The sequence below is a fragment of the Brevundimonas sp. ZS04 genome (genome assembly GCF_001956865.1).
Taxonomy (GTDB): Bacteria; Pseudomonadota; Alphaproteobacteria; order Caulobacterales; family Caulobacteraceae; genus Brevundimonas; species Brevundimonas diminuta.
This window is the reverse complement of sequence record NZ_MTHE01000002.1, coordinates 1-19,761: the sequence shown is the minus strand read 5'-3', so window position 1 is coordinate 19,761 and position 19,761 is coordinate 1. Positions and strand designations below refer to the sequence as shown.

Below are 19,761 nucleotides of genomic sequence, written 5' to 3'. Positions count from 1 at the left end.
CCCTTTTTCCTGCGCCTGGGGAAGGGGGCGGAGCCCCTACTGCGCCGTCAGTCCGCCGTCGATCTTGAACTCGGCGCCGGTCACGAACTTGGACTCGTCCGAGGCCAAGTAAAGCACGCAATAGGCCACGTCGTCCGGTTCGCCGATGCGCTTCAGCGGAATGCCGCGCGCCAGCTTTTCGTGCGCGTTCGCCTCGTCTCCGCCCGCCATGGCGATGAAGGGGTCGAGGATCGGCGTCTTGATGAAGACCGGGTGCACCGAGTTGGCGCGCACGTTCCAGCCCGCCTTGGCCGCCTCCAGCGCCACCGTCTTGGTGTAGAGCCAGACCGCCGCCTTGGTGGCGTTGTAGGCGCCCATGCCCGGCGCCGCCGCCAGCCCCGCGATCGAGGAGATGTTGACGATCGACCCCGCGCCCGAGGCCCTGAGCGGCGCCATGGCGTGCTTGCAGCCCAGCATGACGGATTCCAGGTTGACCGCCTGGACCTTGCGCCAGTTCTCCAGCGTGTCCTGCTCGGCCCACAACAGCTGGCCGCCGATCCCGGCGTTGTTCACCAGGATGCTGAGCCCGCCCATGTCCTCGACCGCCGCGCCGACCACGCGGACCCAGTCGTCCTCGCGCGTGACGTCGTGCTCATAGGCGAAGGCCATGCCGGGGTGGTCGGCGTTGATCGCCTCGGCCAGGGCGCGCGCGCCGTTCAGGTCCAGATCGCTGAGCGCCACTTTGGCGCCCTCGCGGACCAGCATCCGCGCCATGGCCTGGCCCAGCCCCCCTGCGGCGCCGGTGATCAGGGCCGCCTTGCCTGCGACGCGGCCGCCGGTCACTCGACCAGGCCCTTGACCGCCTCGTCGATGAAGCGGGCCATCGCCACGTCGCGCTCCGTCACCCCGTCCGCGTCATGGGTGGTCAGCAGCACCTCGACGCGGTTGTAGACGTTGGACCACTCCGGATGATGGTCGACCTTGTCGGCCAAGAGGGCGACGCGGGTCATGAAGCCGAAGGCGGCGTTGAAATCGGCGAAGCGCAGGGTGCGCGCGATGGCCGGGCGCGGGTCGTCGGCGCGGCGCCAGTCGGGCAGGCCCGCCAGAACTTCGGTCACGTCGAGGGCGGCGGTCATGGGCGTCTCCTTGGATTTTGTTCAGGCGTATCGCGCGCCCCGTGACGCGACAAGCGGCAAGCCTGCGTCAGATGGCGCCATCATGCGACGCTTCCCCGGATGACGGCGGCGACGGGAGGCGTTACACCGCCATCCATGACCCAGGCCGATCCCTCCTCCGACGCTTCCGGCAAGACCTCCTCCTTCGGCTTCCGTGACGTAGACGCCAAGGAAAAGGTGCAGATGGTGCGCGGCGTGTTCAACTCCGTCGCCTCCAACTACGACCTGATGAACGACCTGATGAGCGCGGGCGTCCACCGCATCTGGAAGGACGCGACGGCGGCCAAGCTGAACGTCCGGCCGGGCGAGGTGGTGCTGGACATGGCCGGCGGCACTGGCGACATGGCGCGCCGCTATTCCAGGATGGCCCGCGCGGCCCAGGAACGGCGCGGGGGCGAGGACGCCACTGTCATCGTCATGGACTATAACGCCGAGATGATCCTGAACGGCGTGGCCAAGGGCGGCGAGCCCGAGATGGCCTGGGGCGTCGGCGACGCCATGCACCTGCCGCTGCCGGACGCCTGCCTGGACGCCTATTCGATCAGCTTCGGCATCCGCAACGTGGCCGACATCCCGCAGGCCCTGCGCGAGGCGCGCCGCGCGCTGAAGCCGGGCGGCCGCTTCATCTGCCTGGAGTTCTCGCGGCCCACGACCGGCGCGCTGAGGAAGGCCTATGACGCCTGGTCCTTCCACGCCATCCCGCGCATCGGCCAGTTGGTCGCCAAGGACCGCGACAGCTACCAGTATCTGGTCGAGAGCATCCGCCGCTTCCCCGATCAGCAGACCTTTAAGCGGATGATCGAGGAGGCGGGCTTCAGCCGCGTCAGCGTCACCAATCTGTCGGGCGGGATCGCCGCCATCCACCACGGGTGGGCGATCTGAGCCGGCTGACCTTCAACGCCCCGCCGCCGACGCCGCAGGCCCAGCCGGTCCGCCATCCGGTCGGCGCGGCCCTGCGCATGATCCGTTGGGGCTGGGTGCTGGCGCGCCACGACGCCTTGATCCCGCGCGAGGCCAACCCCCTGCTGCCCGCCTGGGGCCGCCCCTTCGCCCGCCTGGTCCAGCTGTTCGCCAGCCGCAAGCACCGCGCGGGACGACCCGGCCAGCGCGTCGGTCAGGCCTTCGAGCATCTCGGCCCCGTCGCCATCAAGCTGGGCCAGGTGCTGGCCACCCGCGCCGACATCTTCGGCCTGCAGTTCGCTCAGGATCTGGGGCGTCTGAAGGACAAGCTGCCGCCCTTCCCGCTGGAAGAGGCCAAGCGCGAGATCGAGCGCTCGCTGGGCCGTCCGGCCGAGAGCCTGTTCATCAATCTGACCGAACCGATGGGCGCCGCTTCGCTGGCTCAGGCGCATCCGGCCCGGCTGGCCGACGGGCGCAAGGTGGCGGTCAAGGTGCTGCGCCCCGGCGTCGAGCGCCGCGTGGCCCAGGGGTTGGATGCCATGCGTCTGGGCGCCAAGCTGGTGGACCGCTTCGTCGAGCCGGCCCGTCGGCTGGAGCCGCGCGCCTTCGTCGAGATCATCGCCCAGTCGCTGCAGCTTGAGCTGGACATGCGGCTGGAGGCCGCCGCCGCCTCCGAACTGGCCGAGGTCATGGCCAAGGACGGCTATATGTCCGCGCCCGCCGTCGTCTGGGACGGGGTGGGCAAGCGGGTGCTGACGTTGGAGTGGGCGCCCGGCCTGCCGATGACGGACCCGGCCCTGGTCGATCTGCCCGGTCTCGACAAGGACGCCCTGGCCGACAAGGTGGTGCGCGCCTTCCTGGTCCAGGCGCTGGATCACGGCGTCTTCCACGCCGATCTGCACGAGGGCAATCTGTTCGCCGACGCGCCCGCGCAGCTGACGGCCATCGACTTCGGCATCGTCGGGCGGCTGGGACCGGCCGAGCGACGCTATCTGGCCGAGATCCTGTGGGGCTTCATCAGCCGCGACTACGACCGCATCAGCCGCGTCCATTTCGAGGCCGGATACGTGCCGCCGCACCATTCGGTCGACACCTTCGCCCAGGCCCTGCGCGCGGTCGGCGAGCCGGTGATCGGCCGCCAGGCCAGCCAGGTGTCGATGGGCCGCCTGCTGGGCCAGCTGTTCGAGATCACCGCCCTGTTCGACATGCATATGCGCCCCGAACTGGTGCTGCTGCAGAAGACCATGGTCTCGGTCGAGGGGGTGGCGCGCCGCCTGAACCCCGATCACGATCTGTGGGAGGCCGCCAAGCCGGTGGTCGAGCGCTGGATCAAGCGCGAACTGGGCCCGCAGGCCCAGATCAAGGAGACGGTCGAGGAGGCGATGGCCGCTCTCAGGGCCCTGTCGCGTCTGGTGCAGAACCCGCCGTCGTCTCAGACGTTGGTGATCGAGAAGGCCGGAACGCGGCCCTGGGTGGTCGCCGCCGTCACCGTCGCAGTCTGCGCGTCGGCGGTCGCCTTGGTGCTGACGCTTTGGCCGATGATCGTCGCCTGACGTTTCTTCGGAGCCTGCGTTTCATGAAGACCTCTTCCTTCGCCCTCGTCCTGTCGGGCGCCCTCCTGCTGGCCGCCCCGGCGCTGGCCCAGACCGCCGCTCCGAGCCGGGCGCCGGCTCAGGGCGCGGCTGCGGCGACCCTGCCCGACGCCTTCGAGGGGGATGCGCCCGCCGCTTCGACCCCGCCCGCCTCGCCGCCGGTCGCCGGTCCCGTCGCCCAGGCGCCGGACATCGCCCGTTCGGAAGAGGCCCTGCGCCGGGTCATCGCCGCCTTCCAGGCCAATCAGATCGACTATTCGGTGTTCAGCACCGACATGGCCGAGCAGATTCGCGCCCAGTCCGGCGCGGTGGCGCCCCTCATCCAGCAGTTCGGCGCGCTGAAGACGATCGAGCATCGCGGCCAGCAGAGCGGCGCCGACATGTTCCGCGTGGTGTTCGAGAAGCAGGCCACCGACTGGGTCATCGCCTTCGACGACCAGGACCAGATCGCGGCCCTGCTGTTCCGCCCGGCGCAGGACTGAGGGCGCTCTCCGCACAGCCCTCCTCCCCCATCCCTTCGCCGTCATCCTCGGGCTTGACCCGAGGATCCAGCTATTCGCGCGCCCGACCTCGGAAACAGGAGCGCGACGCCGCCTCTGATCCTCGGGTCAAGCCCGAGGATGACGGAGGGGGGTGGAAACCTAATCCAGCGACGGCTTGCCGCGTCCGCTCTTGATCGAGGATCGGCTGGACTTGGCCTGCAGCCGACGCTCCTTGGACGCGCGCGTCGGACGGGTCGGCACGCGGTAGACCGGCTTGATCGAGGCCTCGGCCACCATGGCCTCCAGCCGTTCGACGGCGTCCGCCTTGTTGCGCTCCTGGGTGCGGAAGCGCACGGCGCTGATGACGATCACCCCGTCCAGCGTCAGGCGGCTGCCCGCCAGCTTCATCAGCCGCGCCTTCACCGGCTCGGTCAGGCTGGGCGAGTTCTTCACGTTGAACCGCATCTGCACGGCGGTCGAGACCTTGTTGACGTTCTGCCCGCCCGGTCCGCCGGCGCGGAAGAAGCGGAACTCCAGCTCGTCTTCAGGAATACGGCTCATGACGCGTCTCTGCGCGCCCGCACCACGGCGGCGTCCAGCGCCTGCAGGAAGCGCGAGCGGTCGGCGGCCGAGAAGGGCGGCGGCCCGCTGGTCGGCACGCCCATGGAGCGCAGGTGTTCGCCGATCATCCGCCCGGCCAGGGCCGAGCCGATGGAGTCCGCCGTGAAGGGCTGGCCGTTCGACTTCAGCGCCTGCGCGCCGGATTTCAGCACCCGGTCGGCCAGCGGAATGTCGGCGGTGATGACGATGTCGCCGCGCTGGGCGCGCTCGGCGATCCAGTCGTCGGCGACATCCGGCCCGGCGTCGACGACCACCTGTTCGATCAGCGGCTCGCGCGGCGTGTTGATCCAGGCGTTGGACACCACGAAGACCTTCAGCCCGCAGCGGCGCGCCACGCGATAGACCTCCTCCTTCACGGGGCAGGCGTCGGCGTCGATGTAGAGGGTGGTGGCCATGACAGGCTTATGGCGCCTTTTCCTCCCCATTTCATGGGGAGGGGGACCACGAAGTGGTGGAGGGGCCAGCGCGACCGGCCGCCCCTCCGTCACGTCGCCTTGCGGCGCCGCGCCACCTCCCCACAAAGTGGAGAGGAGAAGCGCGCTCAGTCTTACGCCACGCCGTCGCGGATGCGCTTCAGATCCGGCGCCAGGGCCTCGTCCGTCAGCATGGCGATGGCTTCCTCCACCGTGACGATGGTCTGGGCCTGAGAGCCGAAGCGACGGATGGCGACCTTGCCTTCCTCGGCCTCCTTGCGGCCGACCACGGCGATGGCGGGCACCTTGGCGACCGAGTGCTCGCGGATCTTGTAGTTGATCTTCTCGTTGCGCAGGTCGATCTCGGTGCGCAGACCCGCCGCCCGGAACTTGGCCAGAACTTCCTCGGCGTAACCGTCGGCGTCGGACGTGATGGTCGCCACCACGGCCTGCGTCGGCGCCAGCCACAGCGGGAAGGCCCCGGCGTAGTTCTCGATCATGATGCCGATGAAGCGCTCGAACGAGCCCAGGATCGCGCGGTGCAGCATGACCGGGCGGTGCTTCTGACCGTCCTCGGCGATGTAGGTCGCATCCAGACGCTCGGGCAGCACATAGTCCAGTTGGATCGTGCCGCAGGTCCATTCGCGGCCGATGGCGTCCTTGACGATGAAGTCCAGCTTGGGCGCGTAGAAGGCGCCGTCGCCCTCGGTGACGACCGGCTCGGTTCCGGCGGCGCGGGCGGCTTCCAGCATCTGGGCCTCGGCCTTGTCCCAGAACTCCTCGGTGCCGGCGCGCAGCTCGGGGCGGGTGCCCAGGCTGATGTATTTGGTCTCCATGCCGAGGTCGGCGTGGACCGAATAGGCCAGCTTGATGAACTCGGCCGTCTCCTCGACGATCTGGTCCTCGCGGCAGAAGATGTGGGCGTCGTCCTGCGTAAAGCCGCGCACCCGCATCAGGCCGTGCAGCGAGCCCGAAGGCTCATAGCGGTGACAGGCGCCGAACTCGGCCATGCGCAGCGGCAGTTCGCGATAGGACCGCTGGCCCTGATCGAAGATCTGCACGTGGCCGGGGCAGTTCATCGGCTTGAGGCTGAGCGTCTCGCCCTCGACCGTCTCGCAGACGAACATATTGGCGCGGTACTTGTCCCAGTGGCCCGAGGCCTCCCAGAATTTCCGGTCCAGCACCTGCGGCGTCTTGACCTCGACATACCCGGCGGCGTCCAGACGGCGGCGCATATAGGCTTCCAGCACGCGCCACAGCACCCAGCCCTTGGGGTGCCAGAAGACCATGCCCCGGCCCTCTTCCTGCATGTGGAAGAGCTCCATGGCGCGGCCCAGCTTGCGGTGGTCGCGCTTCTCGGCCTCCTCGATGCGCAGCAGATAGGCGTCCAGATCTTCCTTGGTCGCCCAGGCCGTGCCGTAGATGCGCTGAAGCTGGGCGCGGTTGGAATCGCCGCGCCAATAGGCCCCCGCCAGCTTGGTCAGCTTGAAGGCCTTGCCCACGAATTTGGTCGTCGGGAAGTGCGGTCCCCGGCACAGGTCGGCCCATTCGCCCTGCTTGTAGACGGTGATCGTCTCGCTCTCGGGCAGGTCGCGGATCAGTTCGGCCTTATATTCCTCGCCGATCTTTTCGAAGTGGGCGATGGCCTCGTCGCGGTTCCAGACCTGACGCTCCAGCGGCGCGCCCCGGTCGATGATCTCGGCCATCTTCTTCTCGATCTTCGGGAAGTCGTCGGTCGAGAAGGGCTCGTCGCGGGCGAAGTCGTAATAGAAGCCGTCTTCGATGGCCGGGCCGATCGTCACCTGGGTGCCCGGGAACAACTCCTGCACGGCCTGCGCCAGCACGTGGGCGGCGTCGTGGCGGATGGTCTCCAGCGCCTCGGGGTCGTCGCGCATCAGCAGGCGGAAGTCGCCGTCGCCGTCGATGACGCGGTCCAGGTCGCGCTGCTCGCCGTTCCAGACGACCAGGGCCGCCTTCTTGGCCAGCGAGGGCGAGATGGCGGCGGCCACGTCGCGGCCCGTCGAGCCGGCCGGATACTGACGCACGGCGCCGTCGGGGAATTTCAGTTCGATCATGACGGTCGTTCTTTTTCGGTCTTGGCGGGCGGAACGGGATCATAGCCCGAACCGCCGAAGGGATGGCATTTACAGAGGCGCCGCACGGTGAGCCATCCCCCCCGCACCGGACCGTGCTGGATCAGGGCGTCGCGCCCGTAATCCGAACAGGTCGGCATGAACCGGCACTGCTGGCCGATCAGGGGGGACAGCGTCAGCTTATAGCCCCGATGGGCCGCGCGGACGCTGCGTTCGTAGAGAGACATCGGTCCCTTCGCCGGGGGCTCTGTTTCGGGTTCGTCGCGCTTATCCCTCTTCACGGCAGGGGGATCAACCGACGCGCCGTTCAGGCCGCGCCGGCGAGACGAGTTCGCGTATCGCTCTGGTGTTTGGCCAACGCCTGCTGAGCCGCCTCCAGCGTCGCTTCCAGCGCCACCATGGTCGAGGCGTGGCGGGCGGGATAGTCGGCGACCTGCTTCAGGACGCGTAAGGCTTCGAAGCGGCCCTCGGGACCGTCGCCGCCGGATTTCAGCATGGCGGACATGGCGTCGCGCGCGGCCTCGATCTCCTCAACCGAGGCGCCAAGGACGTTTTCCCCGACCACGCCCGCCGCCGCCTGACCCAGGGCGCAGGCCTTGACTGTCTGGGCGAAGCCGCTGACGCGGCCGTCCGCGTCCAGCACCACGTCGACGATCGCCTTCGACCCGCACAGCTTGGCGACCCGCTCGGCCGAGCCTTCGGGCGCAGGCAGGCGCCCGCTGTGCGGCAGGTTGGCCGCCAGCGACAGGATGCGCGCGCTGTAAAGGTCGTCGATCACGGGATGAAGATAGGCCCTCAAGGGCGGAAGGTGAAGAGACGCAAGGCTTCTCCCTCCCCTTCATGGGGAGGGTGGTCGCGCAGCGACCGGGTGGGGAGGGCTGGGTCATGAACGCGGCACCTGGATAGCCAAGCCGCCCCCACCCGACCTCGCCCTGAAGGGCTCGGCCACCCTCCCCATGAAAAGGGGAGGGAGAAAGTCGCGTTCTATCCGCCCTGCAGCGACGACCACGTCCGCGCGGTCGGCGACGTTTCAGCCACGGCGGGAGAGGGCGTCTGCCCCGGCTGCATCCGCGCGGCCAGCCAACGCAGGTTCTGGTCCGCCGCTTCCGGCGGCAGGTCGCGGCGCAGGATGGCTTCGGCCTCGGCGGTCTTGCCCTGCAGCCCCAGCGCCAGCGCAAGGTTCTGGCGCACCTGCAGCCCGGCGCCCGGCTGGGCGGCGGCGCGGCGCAGCAGGATCTCGGCCGAGGGCGCGTCGCCCTCGCCGATGCGGGCGATGGCGGCGTTGGTCAGGACGTCGGCGTTGTCGGGCGACAGGCGCAGGGCCTCGTTCCACGCGGCCTTGGCGTCGTCGGGGCGGCGCACCTGCTGATAGGCCACGCCCAGCAGCGACAGAGGGCGCCAGTCGCGCGGCGCGGCGGCCTTGGCCTGTTCCAGCGCGGCGATGCCGTAGAAGGCCTGGCCGCGCGCGATGTGGGCGCGGCCCACCTCCAGCATGGCCTCGACATTGGCGGGCTGGACGACCAGCACGCCCTGCGCGGTCTCGGCGGCCTGATCGAACTGGCCCAGTTCGCGCAGGGCCTGGGCCAGCTTGACCCCGGCGACCGGGTCCATCGGATTGAGCTGCTGCTCCTGGGTCCAGAACACCGAGCGGCTGAGGGCGTCGGCCCGGTCGTAGCCCGCCCGCGTCGCGGCGTCGGCAGGGGCGCGCGCTGCGGGCGCGGTCTGGCTCAGGGCCGGGGCGGCGAGGGCCAGAAGCGTCAGGCTGACGGTTGCGGCGAGGGCGGCGTTGCGCGACATGGAAGGGGTCCGTGGCGGTTCTGCCCTTATGGTCGCGCCGACGGGTCAAGGTTTGGTTAATCGGCGTTAAGTGTCGGAAAGGTCGCCCCATGTCCCATCAGTCCGAACTGCTGATCCCCGCTTCCGCGACCGCGCGTCCGGTTCGCATCGTCAAGGCGGGCGCGGCGCTGGAGGGACGCATCGCCGCCTGGGCCGAGGCCAACGGCTTCACCGGCAAGGCGGGCCAGCTGCTGGTGGTCCCCGCCGCCGACGGCGCGCCGGAGCAGGCCCTTTTCGGCGCGGGCGAGGCCTTCGAGCCCATGACGGCGCGCGGCCTGCCGACGCGCTTGCCCGCGGGCGACTGGCGGTTGGAGGGCGTCGAGGGCGAGGCGGCGCATTCGGCGGCGCTGGCCTTTGCGCTCGGCGGCTATCTGTTCGACCGCTACAAGGCCCGGCCCGAGCGCGGCCGCGCGCGTCTGGTCGCGCCGGACGGCCTCGACCTGACGGCGACGCTGAACATCGCCGCCGCCTGCGCCCTGACCCGCGAAATGGTCGATACTCCCGCCGCCGACATGGGGCCGCTGCAGCTCGAAACCATCGCCCGCGAGATCGCCGAGGGCGCGGGCGCGAGCCTGACCGTCACCACCGGCGACGCCCTGCTGGAGGACAACTATCCGGCCGTTCACGCGGTCGGCCGCGCCGCAGCCCCGCACCGCGCGCCGCGCGTTCTGGAGATCGGCTGGAATCTGGACAAGGCGGACCGGCCGCTGGTGGCCCTGGTCGGCAAGGGGGTGGTGTTCGACACCGGCGGTCTGGACCTCAAGGGCGCCGCCGGGATGCGCAACATGAAGAAGGACATGGGCGGCGCCGCCCACGCCCTGGCGCTGGGCCGCCTGATCATGCAGGCCGGTCTGCCGGTGCGGCTGGTGGTGCTGGTGGCGGCGGTCGAGAACGCCGTGTCGGCCGACGCCTTCCGGCCGGGCGACATTCTGAACAGCCGCAAGGGCCTGACCATCGAGATCGGCAACACCGACGCCGAAGGGCGGCTGATCCTGGCCGACGTCCTGACGCGGGCGGGCGAGCACCAGCCGGATCTGACGCTGGACTTCGCCACCCTGACCGGCGCGGCGCGCATCGCGCTCGGCCCCGAACTGCCGCCGCTCTACACCGACGACGACGCCCTGGCCGAGGGCGTGCTGAACGCCGGTCGGGCTGTGGGCGATCCCCTGTGGCGGATGCCTCTGTGGGCGGGCTATCGCGCTTCGCTGGACAGCGAGATCGCCGATGTGCGCAACGATTCCGCCGCCTGGGCCCAGGCCGGATCGGTGACGGCGGCCCTGTTCCTGCAGAAGTTCGCCCCGACGACGGGCAGCTGGGCGCACATGGACGTCTTCGCCTGGAATCCGCGCGCCCGGCCCGGCTGGCCCGAAGGCGGCGAGGCCCAGGCCATCCGCGCCTGCTTCCGCTACCTCAGCGACAAATTCGTCAAATAGCCAAGGCTGTTAACGCCCCCTTCGGGATCGGCGCCTAGGGTGGGCGGCTCGAATTGTCCGAGCCGTCTAGAGACCGCCGCTTGACCGATGTCCTGGCCCTGCTGCCGCCTGGCGCGCCCCTGATCCTGCGGGACGGGGATCGCGTGGTGCTGGCCGAGCAGGCGCTGGAAGGCCTGATGCGGGCCGAGGCCTATCGCCGGACCGATCCCGCTCACTGCCGCCTGCCGGTCGCCGACATCGTCGCGGACGACGGTCAGCGCATCGACCAGTTGCTGTTCGGCGAGGCCTTCGACGTGTTGGAGCGTCGGCAAGACCGCGCCTGGGGCCGCGCCCGACGCGACGGCGTGGTCGGCTGGGTCTCGCTGGAGGCCCTGGCGCCCGGCGCGCCCCTGGCGACGCGCCGCGTCGCTTCTGTTTCCGCGGCCCTGCCGCTGAACGCCTTGATCGGCGACGACGCTCAGGGCCTGGCCGACAGCGACCTGGAATCCATCGGCGCGTTCGAGCGCGACCTGGTAGCGGTGGCCGAGCGCCTGCTGGGCCGCCCGCACGCCCTGGGCGCCCGTTCCTCGCTGGAGACCGACTGTTCGGGCCTGGTGCAGCAGGCTCTGCTGGCCTGCGGCCTGCCTGGTCCGCGCCGCGCGGATGAGCAGGCCGGTCTCGGCCGCGCCGTGTCGCGCGAGGACGCCCAGCGCGGCGACCTGGCGATCTGGCTGTCGCAGGCCGAGGGCGACTGGACCGGCCATTCGGCCCTGGTGTTGGACGCCGAGCGCATCATCCACGCGACCGGCGCGCGCGGCGGCGTGGTGGTCGAGACCCTGGCCGAGGTCGAGGCCCGCCTGACCGCCGACGGCTTCGCCTCAGCGATTTTCCGCCGGGTCTGACACCCTAAAGCCTGATCCTGAAACGAAGAAAGGCGACCCGAAGGCCGCCTTTCCGTCGTCTGTCGTGTCCGTCCGCCCTTAGGCTTTCGGAGCCGGAGGCGTCGCCTGGGTCGCGGCGGCGTCGGCGGCGGGCGCCTCGGCCGGAGCGGCGCCGGCTTCCGTCGCAGCGGCGCCTTCAGCAGCCGGAGCCTCGCCTTCGGCGGCGGCCGGGGCGGCGGCGCCCGGTTGACGGGCGGGATCCGGCGCCGGGATGGCGAAACCGGCCGAGCCTTGCGTGCGCAGCCAGGCGATCAGGTTGATGCGGGTCTTCTCGTCGCGGATGCCGGCGAAGGACATCTTGGTGCCCGGCACATAGCGGCCCGGCGCGTTGATGAAGTGATCCAGCTCGTCATAGTTCCAGGTCGGGGCTTCGGCCTTGTGCTTGGCCATGGCGTCCGAATAGGCGAAGCCCGCGCGGTGCATGGCGGGGCCGCCGACCACGGCGAACAGGTTCGGGCCGATGCCGTCGGCGCCGCCCGAGTTGACGGTGTGGCAGGCCTGGCAGCGCGCGAAGGCGGCTTCACCGGCGGCCAGGTCGGCGGTCGGCAGGACCGTGCCCCAGTCGATCGGCAGGGCGGCTTCGGCCGCGCCCGCAGCCGCTTCATCCGGCGCGTCGACGAAGTAGCCCATCTTCTCGGGCTGCTTGGTGTGGTAGACCATGCCCGAAACCTGCTGGACCACCAGGATCGCAAAGGCGGTGCCCAGGCACGCGCCCATAATCTTGTTCCACTTCAGATCGCCGCTCATTCCGCGTCGTCGCATCCCGTCTCTAGGTGAGCCCCCCAACCGCGAAGCGGCGTTCAGGCGTATTCTTGCGTGGGCGTCTCTTACACGCTAGCGCGACCTTCGCAACCGGCCCGGACGCTTCCGGGCGCTTTCAAGGCGCTTGGCGACCATGAATCCGCTGATAATGATACCCGCTCGCATGGCGGCCACTCGTCTGCCCGGCAAACCCCTGGCGGACATCGGCGGCAAGCCGATGATCGTGCGGGCGTGGGAGCAGGCCATGGCTTCGGGCTTCCGCGTCGCCGTGGCGGCGGGCGATCCGGAGATCGTCGCGGCGGTGCAGGCTGCGGGCGGCGAGGCGGTGCTGACCGATCCCGACCTGCCCAGCGGCTCGGACCGCATCCTGGCGGCCGCCCAGGCGGTCGATCCCGACGGCGCCCATGAGGTGGTCATCAATATCCAGGGCGACATGCCGTTCGCCTCGCCGGACCTGACCAAGGCCTGCGCCGCGCTGCTGGCGCGCGAATCAGCCTGCGACATCGCCACCCTGGTCGCGACCGAGGCGGACGTCTCGGACCGGGCCAATCCCGATGTGGTCAAGGCGGTGCTGGCCTTGGCGGAGGGCCAGACGAGCGGCCGCGCCCTCTACTTCACCCGCTCGACCCTGTACGGCGACGGCCCCGTCTGGCGCCATGTCGGCATCTACGGCTATCGGCGTGAAGCCCTGGCCCGTTTCTGCGCCGCCCCGCCGTCGCCGCTGGAGAAGCGCGAAAAGCTGGAGCAGCTGCGCGCCCTGGAGATGGGGCTGCAGATCTGGGCTTCGGTGATCGAAGCGGCGCCGCTGTCGGTGGACAACCCGGCCGATCTGGAGGCCGCGCGGGCGCTGGCCTGATCAGTCGTCGTCGCCCGCCTCGCCGTCGTCGGGGATGGCGGGCATCTCGACGGCCGGGGCCAGGGTGACGATCTCCTTGATCTCGGCGCCGGGGAAGGCCTGCATGATCGACACCACGAAGGGGTCCGCCTCGACCGCCGCGCGGCGCGCGGCGCGGGCCTTCTTCTCGACCTCGATCAGGGTCTCGCCGCCGCCCTGTCCGTTGGCGGCGATCAGCCAGGTGCGGCCGGTCCATTCCTTGAGCCGCCCGGCCAGACGCCGCGCCAGATCATGGGGCGAGCCCTCGGCCGGTTCATAGGTGATGGCGCCGGGGCGGAAGCTGACCACGCGGACGTAGCGCTCCACGTCCATCTGCAGGGTGATCTCGCGCTTTTCGCCGATCAGGGCGACCACGGCCTCGAAGCTCTGCGGATCGGGCAGGGCGGGCGCCACCATCGGCCGCGCCGCCAGCATGGCCGAAGCGCCGCCGCCTCCGCCCCCTGAGCCGCCGCCGCGAGGACCGGCCCCGCCGCCGGGCACGCCGCCCGACTGGATCGCCTTCAGCGCCTCTTCGGGGCCGGGCAGGTCGGCGGCGTAGGCCAGCCGCACGATGGCCATCTCCACCGCATCGGCCGGATTGGGCGCGCGCCGCACCTCGTCCAGCGCCTTCAGCAGCATCTGCCAGGTCCGCGACAGCGTCCCGGCCGAGATGGCCGCGCCCAGCGCCGCCAGCTTTTGCGCCTGATCGCCGGGCAGGCGGGTGGCGTTCGGCCCCAGCATCTTGGCGACCGAGGCCGCGTGGCAGTGCTCCAGCAGGTCGTTGGCCACCTGCACCGGATCGGCGCCGTAGCCGTAAAGGGTGCGGAAGGTCGTCAGGGCCTCGGCCGTCTTGCCCGCCATGGTCTGTTCGAACAGGGCGATGGTCTGGGTGCGGTCGGCCAGGCCCAGCATGTCGCGCACCGTGGCCGTCTCGACCACCGCGCCGCGCTCGGCCTGAACCAGCGCCTGATCCAGCAGGCTGAGGCCGTCGCGCACAGACCCTTCGGCCGCGCGCGAGATCAGCGCCAGCGCCTCCTGCTCGATCTTCATGCCTTCGCGCTCGGCGACGCGGCCCAGATGGCCGACCAGAACCTCAGGCTCCACGCGGCGCAGGTCGAAACGCTGGCAGCGGCTCAGAATGGTCACCGGCACCTTGCGGATCTCGGTGGTGGCGAAGATGAACTTCGCGTGGGGCGGCGGCTCCTCCAGCGTCTTCAGCAGGGCGTTGAACGCCTGCGTCGACAGCATGTGGACCTCGTCCAGCACATAGACCTTGTAACGGGCCTCGACCGGCGCGTAGCGGACGCTCTCAAGAATGTCGCGGATGTCGTTGACGCCGGTGTGCGACGCCGCGTCCATCTCCATCACGTCCATGTGCTGGCCCGCCATGATGGCGGCGTCGTGCCGCCCCGTGGGCGTCAGGGCCAGGGACGGCTTGTCGATCGTCTCGGTTTCGTTGTTGAGCGCGCGGGCCAGCAGGCGGGCCGTCGTCGTCTTGCCGACGCCCCGCACCCCGGTCAGCATGAAGGCGTGGGCGATCCGCCCGGTGGCGAAGGCGTTGGTCAGGGTGCGGACCATCGCCTCCTGCCCGATTAGATCCTCGAACGCGCGCGGCCGGTATTTGCGGGCCAGGACGGTGTAGGCCTCGCCCTCGGCGGGCGGCGCTTCGAACGGCTTGGGAGCGGGCGCAGGCGCGGGCTCCGCCTTCGGTTCAGGCGCGGGTTCGGCCGCCGCGACGGGGGGCGGGGCGCCGAACATGTCGTCGGTGTTGGGGTCGCGCTCCTCGACTTCGGGCGCGTCTTCCTCCCACGGAGGACCATCGAGACTGTGATCGGCGTCGCTCATGGTCCTGTCTTAGCGCGAAGGGGCGCCGTCGCGCACCCCCTCGCGCCGCAGAGAGGCTCAGAGATCGGTGGGCAGTTGGCCGCCGTTGTCGCGGATCTTCTGGATCACCTGCTTGTGCAGCCAGATGTTCATGCTGGCGCTGTCCGACTTGTCGCCGGTGTAGCCCAGTTCGTCGGCCAGCTCCTTGCGCTCGGCCAGCGAGGATTCCAGGCCGATCAGCTTCATCAGGTCGACGATGGAGGTGCGCCAGTTCAGCTTCTGCGCGCGCTGCTCGTTCATGAAGTCGAGGATGCCGGCGACATCGACCTCGGCCGCGGGCTGGGGCGCGACGGCGGCTGCCGTGGGCGAAGGCGCCAGGGTTGGGGCCGCTGCTTCGGGCGCGGGTGCGGCGGGGGTCGCCTCCTTCTTCCTGAAGACGCCGCCGAGAATCTTGCCGAGAATGCTCATTCGCCTGCTCCTGATGAGGGGATCGAAGCCCTTTCAGCGAATGAGGCGCAGCCCGGTTCCGTGAAGCTTGCACGACGGGCCTTCCACGCCGCCGTTCGCCCCTCCCTCGCCGTCATCCTCGGGCTTGACCCGAGGATCGGGCCATCTGTCTGCGGGGCATCGGCAAGACAGAGCACGCCGTTTAACTCGATCCTCGGGTCAAGCCCGAGGATGACGGCGGAGATGCAGGTACACGTGCGGCGCAGATGTCGGGGATCGTGCGCTCAAGCAGCGAGGCTCCGCGAGCCGAGCGATAGCGCACTAACAATGCCGCATAAAAAAGCGCTCAAGTCGTGAGCGCCCGCGGCGCGAACATAGCGCCCTAAGAATAAGGTGGAGACCGCGACCCGAAGGGGAATTCGTTGTGGCTGCTGCCTTCCGGCCCTGACCAGGTTGGCGAAGCCTTCGCCCGCGATCTCCGAGAGGGGATATGACGGCGGACGGCGCGGGAATCAAGCCCTCCCCTGCACGCGTCGTCGGGGCTATGAAGCCTCATGCCCTATCGCAACGTCTTTTCCGGCAATCCGCTCGACCGCTCCGGCGACCTTCGCAACGACGCCGCCTGGCTGGCCGAGCAGGAAGCCAATCCCGAAGCCCTGGCCATGATCCTGTGGGAGGGTCGCCCGCTGATCGAAACCCATGAGGGGGCCGAGCGGCTGGTCTGGCTGTCGCTGGGCCATGCACGCGACCTGGCGCGCGACCGCGACGTCTTCCTCGGTCTGTGGAAGGGGGCGCCGGTCTTCGCCGCCGAGTTCGAGGGCTCCATCGACCCGACCAGCGGCCCGGCCGGGGGCCTTGGCCGTTTCGTCGAGATGCGCGAGGCGGCGGTCGTCCTGCCCGAGGCCGACGCCGGCATCGCCGCCACGGCCAAGAGCCTGTTCGACTGGCGCCGTCGTCACGGCTTCTGCGCCGCCTGCGGCAAGGCGTCGGATCAGGCGTCTGGCGGCTGGAAGCGCGTCTGCCCCGCCTGCGGGACCGAGCATTTCCCGCGCGTCGATCCGGTCGTCATCATGCTTCCTGTCTATAAGGGCGGGGCTGAGCCGCGCTGCCTGCTGGGCCGTCAGGCCGCTTGGCCCGCCGGTCGCATGTCGGCGCTGGCGGGCTTCATGGAGCCGGGCGAATCGATCGAGGAGGCCTGCGCCCGCGAGGTGATGGAGGAGGCGGGGCTGACGGTGTCGGAAGTACGGTACCACTCCAGCCAGCCCTGGCCCTTCCCGGCCCAACTGATGATCGGCCTGATCGCCGAGGTCACGACCGACGAGGCCGCGCCCGACCAGACCGAGTTGGAGGCCGTCGCCTGGCTGACCCGCGGCGAGGCGCGCGCCGTTCTGGACGAGACCCATCCGACCATCCACGCCCCGCCGCCCTACGCCATCGCGCGGCGGTTGCTCGAGACCTGGGCGCGGGGCGAGGGCTGAATTTCTCCTCCCCATTTCGTGGGGAGGTGGCGCGGAGCCGCAGGCGACGTGACGGAGGGGCTGCTTGGTTCCGCTGTCGCTAAGCCCCTCCACCACTTCGTGGTCCCCCTCCCCATTTCATGGAGAGGAAAACGCTTACAGGATCTGGGCCGCTTCCTCGAAGTCGAGGCGGGGCGAGCGCGGGAACAGGTTCTCGTCCGTGCCGTAGCCCAGGTTCATGATGAAGTTCGGCTCGACATTGCTGTCGGGGAAGAACTCGACCTTCACCCCCGCAGCGTCGAAGCCCGACATCGGCCCCACGTCCAGACCCAGGGCGCGCGCGGCGATGGTCAGATAGCCGCCCTGCAGCGAGGCGTTGCGGAAGGCGGCTTCACGACGACCGGCCTCGTCCAGGAACCAGTCGCGGGCGCCCGGCGCGTGCGGGAACAGCTTGGGCAGGGTGTCGTGAAAGTCGATGTCCTGGGCGATGATCAGATTGACCGGCGCGGCCAGGGTCTTGGCGCGGTTGCCTTCGGCCATGTGCGTCGACAGCCGGGCCTTGGCCTCGGGCGAGGTGATGAAGACGAAGCGGGCCGGGGTCATGTTGACCGCCGTCGGGCCGAACTTGGTCAGGTCATACAGCTTGCGGATCAGGTCTTCGGACACGGGCCGGTCGCTCCAGCCGTTGCGCGTGCGCGCCTCGGTGAACAGCTGGGCCAGAACGGCGTCGGAAACCGGAAGGTCGCGGGCGGAAAGGGCGTCAAAGGCCATCAGGGCTTCTCCAGAAAACTGATTGGTAACTTCAGTTGTGGCCAATTAGGCTTGCGCGACTCCGTCGTCAAGAGATCGGCAACCGATTTTGTGACGAATATGGAGGGGGCGGGCGCGACAGGCTTTCTTCGTCAGGGTCTGGAGCCGCGCGGCGCTTGGCCCTATCTAGGGCGCATGAAAGACCTCAACGCCCTGATGCAACAGGCCCAGGCGATGCAGCAGAAGCTGCAGGACGCCCAGGCGAAAATGGCCGAATCCACCGCCGAGGGCACCTCGGGCGGCGGCCTTGTGACCATCGCCCTGAAAGGCCCCGGCGAGATCACCTCGGTGAAGATCGACGACAGCCTGATGGCGCCCGGCGAGGGCGAGATCCTGGCCGACCTGATCGTCGCCGCCCACGCCGACGCCAAGCGCAAGCTGGACGAGATCAACAACGCCCTGATGCGCGACGCCGCCGGGCCGATGGCCGGGATGAACATCCCCGGAATGCCGAAACTCTTCTGATGGCCGCCTCCGCCGGGCCGGAAATCGAACGGCTCATCAGCCTGTTGGCCAAGCTGCCGGGCATGGGGCCGCGCTCGGCCCGGCGCGCGGCCCTGGCCCTGCTGAAGCGGCGCGAGCAGCTGCTGGTCCCGCTGGCCGCCTCCCTGGCCGAGACGGCGGACAAGGTGGTCAACTGCTCGGTCTGCGGCTCGCCCGATACGCGCGATCCCTGCTCGGTCTGTGCGGACCAGAGCCGCGACAACGCCCTGATCTGCGTGGTCGAAGAGGCCGGCGCCCTGTGGGCCATGGAGCGGTCGGGCGCCTTTCGCGGTAAGTATCACGTCCTGGGCGGCCTGCTGTCGGCGCTGGACGGCGTCGGCCCCGAACAACTGCGCATCGCCGAACTGATCGGCCGGGCGAAGGGCGGGGAGGCGAAGGAGGTCGTGCTGGCCCTGCCCGCCACCGTCGATGGCCAGACCACGGCGCACTATCTGGCCGAACGCCTGTCGGCGGCGGGGGTGCAGGTGACCTCCCTGGCGCGCGGCGTCCCCGTCGGCGGCGAACTGGACTGGCTGGACGACGGCACCATCATCCAGGCCCTGCGGGCGCGACGGCCCGCTTAGGGCCTCCGTCTCTTCATCCGCCGCCGCATCACCCGATCGCCCAGCGCCTCGGCGTATTTCAGGGTGAAGGCCAGGGCGGCGGGATTGCCGCGCCGGGGACCGACCGAATCGGCCATCACAGCGCCGCGCTCGCCGAGCGGCCGGGGCGCGCCCGTGGTGGTGTCCAGCGCGGTCTGGTGTTCGATCTCGGCGTTCAGCCGCGCGCCCATCAGGATCACCTGCACCGAGAACCAGGTCCACAGCAGAAAGCCCATGGCCGCCGCCAGCGGGCCGTAGGAATCGGTGCGCACGAAGGTGGTCAGGAACCAGCTGAACAGGAAGGACACCAGCAGGCTCAGGCTGGCCGCGAACAGGGCCCCCGGCGTCAGCCAGCGCCAGCGCGCCCGCGCCCGGCTCGGCCCGTAGCGGTAGATCAGGGCCAGCGCCCCGGCATAGCCCAGGAACAACAGGGGCCAGCGCAGCGGCGCCAGATAGGCCCACTCGTCCTCCAGGCCGAACACGGCCAGCACCACGGGCACGCCGACCACCAGGGCCGAGCTCAGCATCACCGCCGCCATGGCCGAGACGGTGAAGCCCATGCACACCAGGTTGTAGATGACGATATTGCGCCGCTCGACCTCGTGATAGGCGAGGTTCAGGCCGTAGAAGAGGGTCTTGATCCCCCCGTTGGCCGCCCACAGCGTCAGCAGCAGGGTCCAGATCAGGGTGAAGGTCAGTTGGCCGGTGGAGCTGCCCGCCAGCCGCGTCATCTCCGCCCCGAGAAACTGAGCCACGTTCGACGGCAGCACCTCATAAAGGAAGCTGAGTTGGCCCCAGGCGTCGGCCGGATCGGCGAACAGGCCGTAGATGGTGACGAAGGCGCCCAGCGTCGGGAACAGGGCCAGCAGCAGGAAGAAGGTCACGCCCCCGGCGACGAAGCCGACGCGATCGCCGAAATAGCCCATGACCGTGCGCCACAGGATGTCGACCCAGCCCTTGTGCGGGATCTGCAACGGCCGCTGGGCCAGGCGGCCGCGCCCGGGCTCTTCGGCGTCATAGTCTTCGGGCGTGGGGTCGCGCGGGGGCAGGGGCTCGGG

The 19,761-nt window shown here is 69.9% G+C and carries 22 protein-coding genes and 1 other RNA gene; 9 read left to right on the top strand and 14 right to left on the bottom strand.

Annotated features, from left to right (window positions below; all coding sequences use genetic code 11):
* Positions 1-36 precede the first annotated feature (36 nt).
* Positions 37-822, bottom strand: coding sequence for an SDR family oxidoreductase (locus tag BJP32_RS03140; RefSeq protein ID WP_076222846.1), 786 nt, complete (start codon positions 820-822; stop codon positions 37-39).
* On the bottom strand, positions 819-1,115 hold the full coding sequence (locus BJP32_RS03135) for a 4a-hydroxytetrahydrobiopterin dehydratase (RefSeq protein WP_024355112.1): 297 nt from the start codon (positions 1,113-1,115) through the stop codon (positions 819-821). The genes BJP32_RS03140 and BJP32_RS03135 overlap by 4 nt, the downstream gene beginning before the upstream one ends.
* A 135-nt stretch (positions 1,116-1,250) precedes the next feature.
* Here BJP32_RS03135 and BJP32_RS03130 point away from each other — a divergent pair, with 135 nt between their 5' ends.
* The 3 genes from BJP32_RS03130 to BJP32_RS03120 are packed head-to-tail and all read left to right on the top strand — an operon-like array spanning position 1,251 to position 4,128.
* Positions 1,251-2,036, top strand: a complete 786-nt coding sequence (locus tag BJP32_RS03130; protein ID WP_040346301.1) for a class I SAM-dependent methyltransferase — start codon at positions 1,251-1,253, stop codon at positions 2,034-2,036.
* Positions 2,024-3,607 (top strand): 2-polyprenylphenol 6-hydroxylase, encoded by a 1,584-nt coding sequence (gene ubiB, locus BJP32_RS03125; protein ID WP_076222844.1) that lies wholly within the window; start codon positions 2,024-2,026, stop codon positions 3,605-3,607. The genes BJP32_RS03130 and ubiB overlap by 13 nt, the downstream gene beginning before the upstream one ends.
* 23 nt (positions 3,608-3,630) lie before the next feature.
* Positions 3,631-4,128 carry a hypothetical protein gene (locus tag BJP32_RS03120; RefSeq protein ID WP_076223107.1) on the top strand — a complete coding sequence of 166 codons (498 nt, stop codon included), beginning with the start codon at positions 3,631-3,633 and terminating at the stop codon, positions 4,126-4,128.
* 159 nt (positions 4,129-4,287) lie between these two features.
* Here the strand turns inward: BJP32_RS03120 and arfB are convergent, their stop codons facing one another.
* The 6 genes from arfB to BJP32_RS03090 form a co-directional block, all read right to left on the bottom strand.
* Complete coding sequence (gene arfB / locus BJP32_RS03115; protein ID WP_003166269.1) at positions 4,288-4,689, bottom strand: alternative ribosome rescue aminoacyl-tRNA hydrolase ArfB; 402 nt, start codon at positions 4,687-4,689, stop codon at positions 4,288-4,290.
* On the bottom strand, positions 4,686-5,144 hold the full coding sequence (locus BJP32_RS03110) for a YaiI/YqxD family protein (RefSeq protein WP_076222843.1): 459 nt from the start codon (positions 5,142-5,144) through the stop codon (positions 4,686-4,688). The genes arfB and BJP32_RS03110 overlap by 4 nt, the downstream gene beginning before the upstream one ends.
* Before the next feature lie 152 nt (positions 5,145-5,296).
* Positions 5,297-7,237, bottom strand: a complete 1,941-nt coding sequence (gene thrS, locus BJP32_RS03105) for a threonine--tRNA ligase (RefSeq protein ID WP_076222842.1) — start codon at positions 7,235-7,237, stop codon at positions 5,297-5,299.
* On the bottom strand, positions 7,234-7,482 hold the full coding sequence (gene yidD / locus BJP32_RS03100; protein ID WP_003167548.1) for a membrane protein insertion efficiency factor YidD: 249 nt from the start codon (positions 7,480-7,482) through the stop codon (positions 7,234-7,236). Before yidD ends, thrS begins: the two co-directional genes overlap by 4 nt.
* An 80-nt stretch (positions 7,483-7,562) precedes the next feature.
* Positions 7,563-8,033: an iron-sulfur cluster assembly scaffold protein gene (locus tag BJP32_RS03095; protein WP_003166266.1), complete on the bottom strand. Its 471-nt coding sequence runs from the start codon at positions 8,031-8,033 to the stop codon at positions 7,563-7,565.
* 206 nt (positions 8,034-8,239) lie between these two features.
* The gene (locus tag BJP32_RS03090; RefSeq protein WP_076222840.1) at positions 8,240-9,052 is read right to left on the bottom strand and encodes a tetratricopeptide repeat protein; all 813 of its coding nucleotides are present in this window, start codon (positions 9,050-9,052) and stop codon (positions 8,240-8,242) included.
* 89 nt (positions 9,053-9,141) lie between these two features.
* Here BJP32_RS03090 and BJP32_RS03085 point away from each other — a divergent pair, with 89 nt between their 5' ends.
* Together BJP32_RS03085 and BJP32_RS03080 are read left to right on the top strand one after the other, a co-directional pair.
* On the top strand, positions 9,142-10,524 hold the full coding sequence (locus BJP32_RS03085; protein WP_076222838.1) for a M17 family metallopeptidase: 1,383 nt from the start codon (positions 9,142-9,144) through the stop codon (positions 10,522-10,524).
* A gap of 80 nt (positions 10,525-10,604) precedes the next feature.
* Complete coding sequence (locus BJP32_RS03080; RefSeq protein WP_076222837.1) at positions 10,605-11,405, top strand: NlpC/P60 family protein; 801 nt, start codon at positions 10,605-10,607, stop codon at positions 11,403-11,405.
* 78 nt (positions 11,406-11,483) lie between these two features.
* Here the strand turns inward: BJP32_RS03080 and BJP32_RS03075 are convergent, their stop codons facing one another.
* Positions 11,484-12,191 carry a cytochrome c family protein gene (locus tag BJP32_RS03075; RefSeq protein WP_046652421.1) on the bottom strand — a complete coding sequence of 236 codons (708 nt, stop codon included), beginning with the start codon at positions 12,189-12,191 and terminating at the stop codon, positions 11,484-11,486.
* Between the two features lie 148 nt (positions 12,192-12,339).
* Between BJP32_RS03075 and BJP32_RS03070 the strand changes: the two genes are divergently transcribed.
* Entirely contained in the window at positions 12,340-13,062 is a 723-nt protein-coding gene (locus tag BJP32_RS03070; RefSeq protein WP_076222835.1) for a 3-deoxy-manno-octulosonate cytidylyltransferase, read from the top strand.
* On the opposite strand, the gene BJP32_RS03065 is transcribed toward BJP32_RS03070, so the two are convergent.
* The 3 genes from BJP32_RS03065 to ffs form a co-directional block, all read right to left on the bottom strand.
* Positions 13,063-14,925 carry a DNA polymerase III subunit gamma/tau gene (locus BJP32_RS03065; protein ID WP_076222833.1) on the bottom strand — a complete coding sequence of 621 codons (1,863 nt, stop codon included), beginning with the start codon at positions 14,923-14,925 and terminating at the stop codon, positions 13,063-13,065.
* 57 nt (positions 14,926-14,982) lie between these two features.
* The gene (locus tag BJP32_RS03060; protein WP_076222831.1) at positions 14,983-15,372 is read right to left on the bottom strand and encodes a DUF3597 domain-containing protein; all 390 of its coding nucleotides are present in this window, start codon (positions 15,370-15,372) and stop codon (positions 14,983-14,985) included.
* Between the two features lie 368 nt (positions 15,373-15,740).
* Positions 15,741-15,834: signal recognition particle sRNA small type (gene ffs, locus BJP32_RS03055), an RNA gene on the bottom strand.
* 71 nt (positions 15,835-15,905) lie between these two features.
* Between ffs and nudC the strand changes: the two genes are divergently transcribed.
* A complete protein-coding gene (gene nudC / locus BJP32_RS03050) occupies positions 15,906-16,829 on the top strand; it encodes an NAD(+) diphosphatase (protein WP_076222829.1) in 924 nt (307 codons plus the stop codon).
* 135 nt (positions 16,830-16,964) lie between these two features.
* Here the strand turns inward: nudC and BJP32_RS03045 are convergent, their stop codons facing one another.
* On the bottom strand, positions 16,965-17,579 hold the full coding sequence (locus BJP32_RS03045; RefSeq protein WP_046652415.1) for a malonic semialdehyde reductase: 615 nt from the start codon (positions 17,577-17,579) through the stop codon (positions 16,965-16,967).
* Positions 17,580-17,753: 174 nt separating this feature from the next.
* Here BJP32_RS03045 and BJP32_RS03040 point away from each other — a divergent pair, with 174 nt between their 5' ends.
* Together BJP32_RS03040 and recR are read left to right on the top strand one after the other, a co-directional pair.
* Positions 17,754-18,083 carry a YbaB/EbfC family nucleoid-associated protein gene (locus BJP32_RS03040; protein ID WP_003166260.1) on the top strand — a complete coding sequence of 110 codons (330 nt, stop codon included), beginning with the start codon at positions 17,754-17,756 and terminating at the stop codon, positions 18,081-18,083.
* On the top strand, positions 18,083-18,685 hold the full coding sequence (gene recR, locus BJP32_RS03035; protein WP_003166259.1) for a recombination mediator RecR: 603 nt from the start codon (positions 18,083-18,085) through the stop codon (positions 18,683-18,685). The genes BJP32_RS03040 and recR overlap by 1 nt, the downstream gene beginning before the upstream one ends.
* On the opposite strand, the gene BJP32_RS03030 is transcribed toward recR, so the two are convergent.
* A partial coding sequence (locus tag BJP32_RS03030) for a YihY/virulence factor BrkB family protein (RefSeq protein WP_076222827.1) occupies positions 18,682-19,761 on the bottom strand: 1,080 nt, incomplete at its 5' end. The two genes, recR and BJP32_RS03030, sit on opposite strands and share 4 nt — an antisense overlap.

Excerpts from the sequence above, each read along its gene's own strand:
- BJP32_RS03135 (WP_024355112.1), bottom strand. The coding sequence starts at position 1,115 with ATGACCGCCGCCCTCGACGTGACCGAAGTTCTGGCGGGCCTGCCCGAC.
- BJP32_RS03130 (WP_040346301.1), top strand. The coding sequence starts at position 1,251 with ATGACCCAGGCCGATCCCTCCTCCGACGCTTCCGGCAAGACCTCCTCC.
- BJP32_RS03120 (WP_076223107.1), top strand. The coding sequence starts at position 3,631 with ATGAAGACCTCTTCCTTCGCCCTCGTCCTGTCGGGCGCCCTCCTGCTG.
- arfB (WP_003166269.1), bottom strand. The coding sequence starts at position 4,689 with ATGAGCCGTATTCCTGAAGACGAGCTGGAGTTCCGCTTCTTCCGCGCC.
- BJP32_RS03110 (WP_076222843.1), bottom strand. The coding sequence starts at position 5,144 with ATGGCCACCACCCTCTACATCGACGCCGACGCCTGCCCCGTGAAGGAG.
- thrS (WP_076222842.1), bottom strand. The coding sequence starts at position 7,237 with ATGATCGAACTGAAATTCCCCGACGGCGCCGTGCGTCAGTATCCGGCC.
- yidD (WP_003167548.1), bottom strand. The coding sequence starts at position 7,482 with ATGTCTCTCTACGAACGCAGCGTCCGCGCGGCCCATCGGGGCTATAAG.
- BJP32_RS03090 (WP_076222840.1), bottom strand. The coding sequence starts at position 9,052 with ATGTCGCGCAACGCCGCCCTCGCCGCAACCGTCAGCCTGACGCTTCTG.
- BJP32_RS03085 (WP_076222838.1), top strand. The coding sequence starts at position 9,142 with ATGTCCCATCAGTCCGAACTGCTGATCCCCGCTTCCGCGACCGCGCGT.
- BJP32_RS03075 (WP_046652421.1), bottom strand. The coding sequence starts at position 12,191 with ATGAGCGGCGATCTGAAGTGGAACAAGATTATGGGCGCGTGCCTGGGC.
- BJP32_RS03070 (WP_076222835.1), top strand. The coding sequence starts at position 12,340 with ATGAATCCGCTGATAATGATACCCGCTCGCATGGCGGCCACTCGTCTG.
- BJP32_RS03065 (WP_076222833.1), bottom strand. The coding sequence starts at position 14,925 with ATGAGCGACGCCGATCACAGTCTCGATGGTCCTCCGTGGGAGGAAGAC.
- BJP32_RS03060 (WP_076222831.1), bottom strand. The coding sequence starts at position 15,372 with ATGAGCATTCTCGGCAAGATTCTCGGCGGCGTCTTCAGGAAGAAGGAG.
- nudC (WP_076222829.1), top strand. The coding sequence starts at position 15,906 with ATGCCCTATCGCAACGTCTTTTCCGGCAATCCGCTCGACCGCTCCGGC.
- BJP32_RS03045 (WP_046652415.1), bottom strand. The coding sequence starts at position 17,579 with ATGGCCTTTGACGCCCTTTCCGCCCGCGACCTTCCGGTTTCCGACGCC.
- BJP32_RS03040 (WP_003166260.1), top strand. The coding sequence starts at position 17,754 with ATGAAAGACCTCAACGCCCTGATGCAACAGGCCCAGGCGATGCAGCAG.
- recR (WP_003166259.1), top strand. The coding sequence starts at position 18,083 with ATGGCCGCCTCCGCCGGGCCGGAAATCGAACGGCTCATCAGCCTGTTG.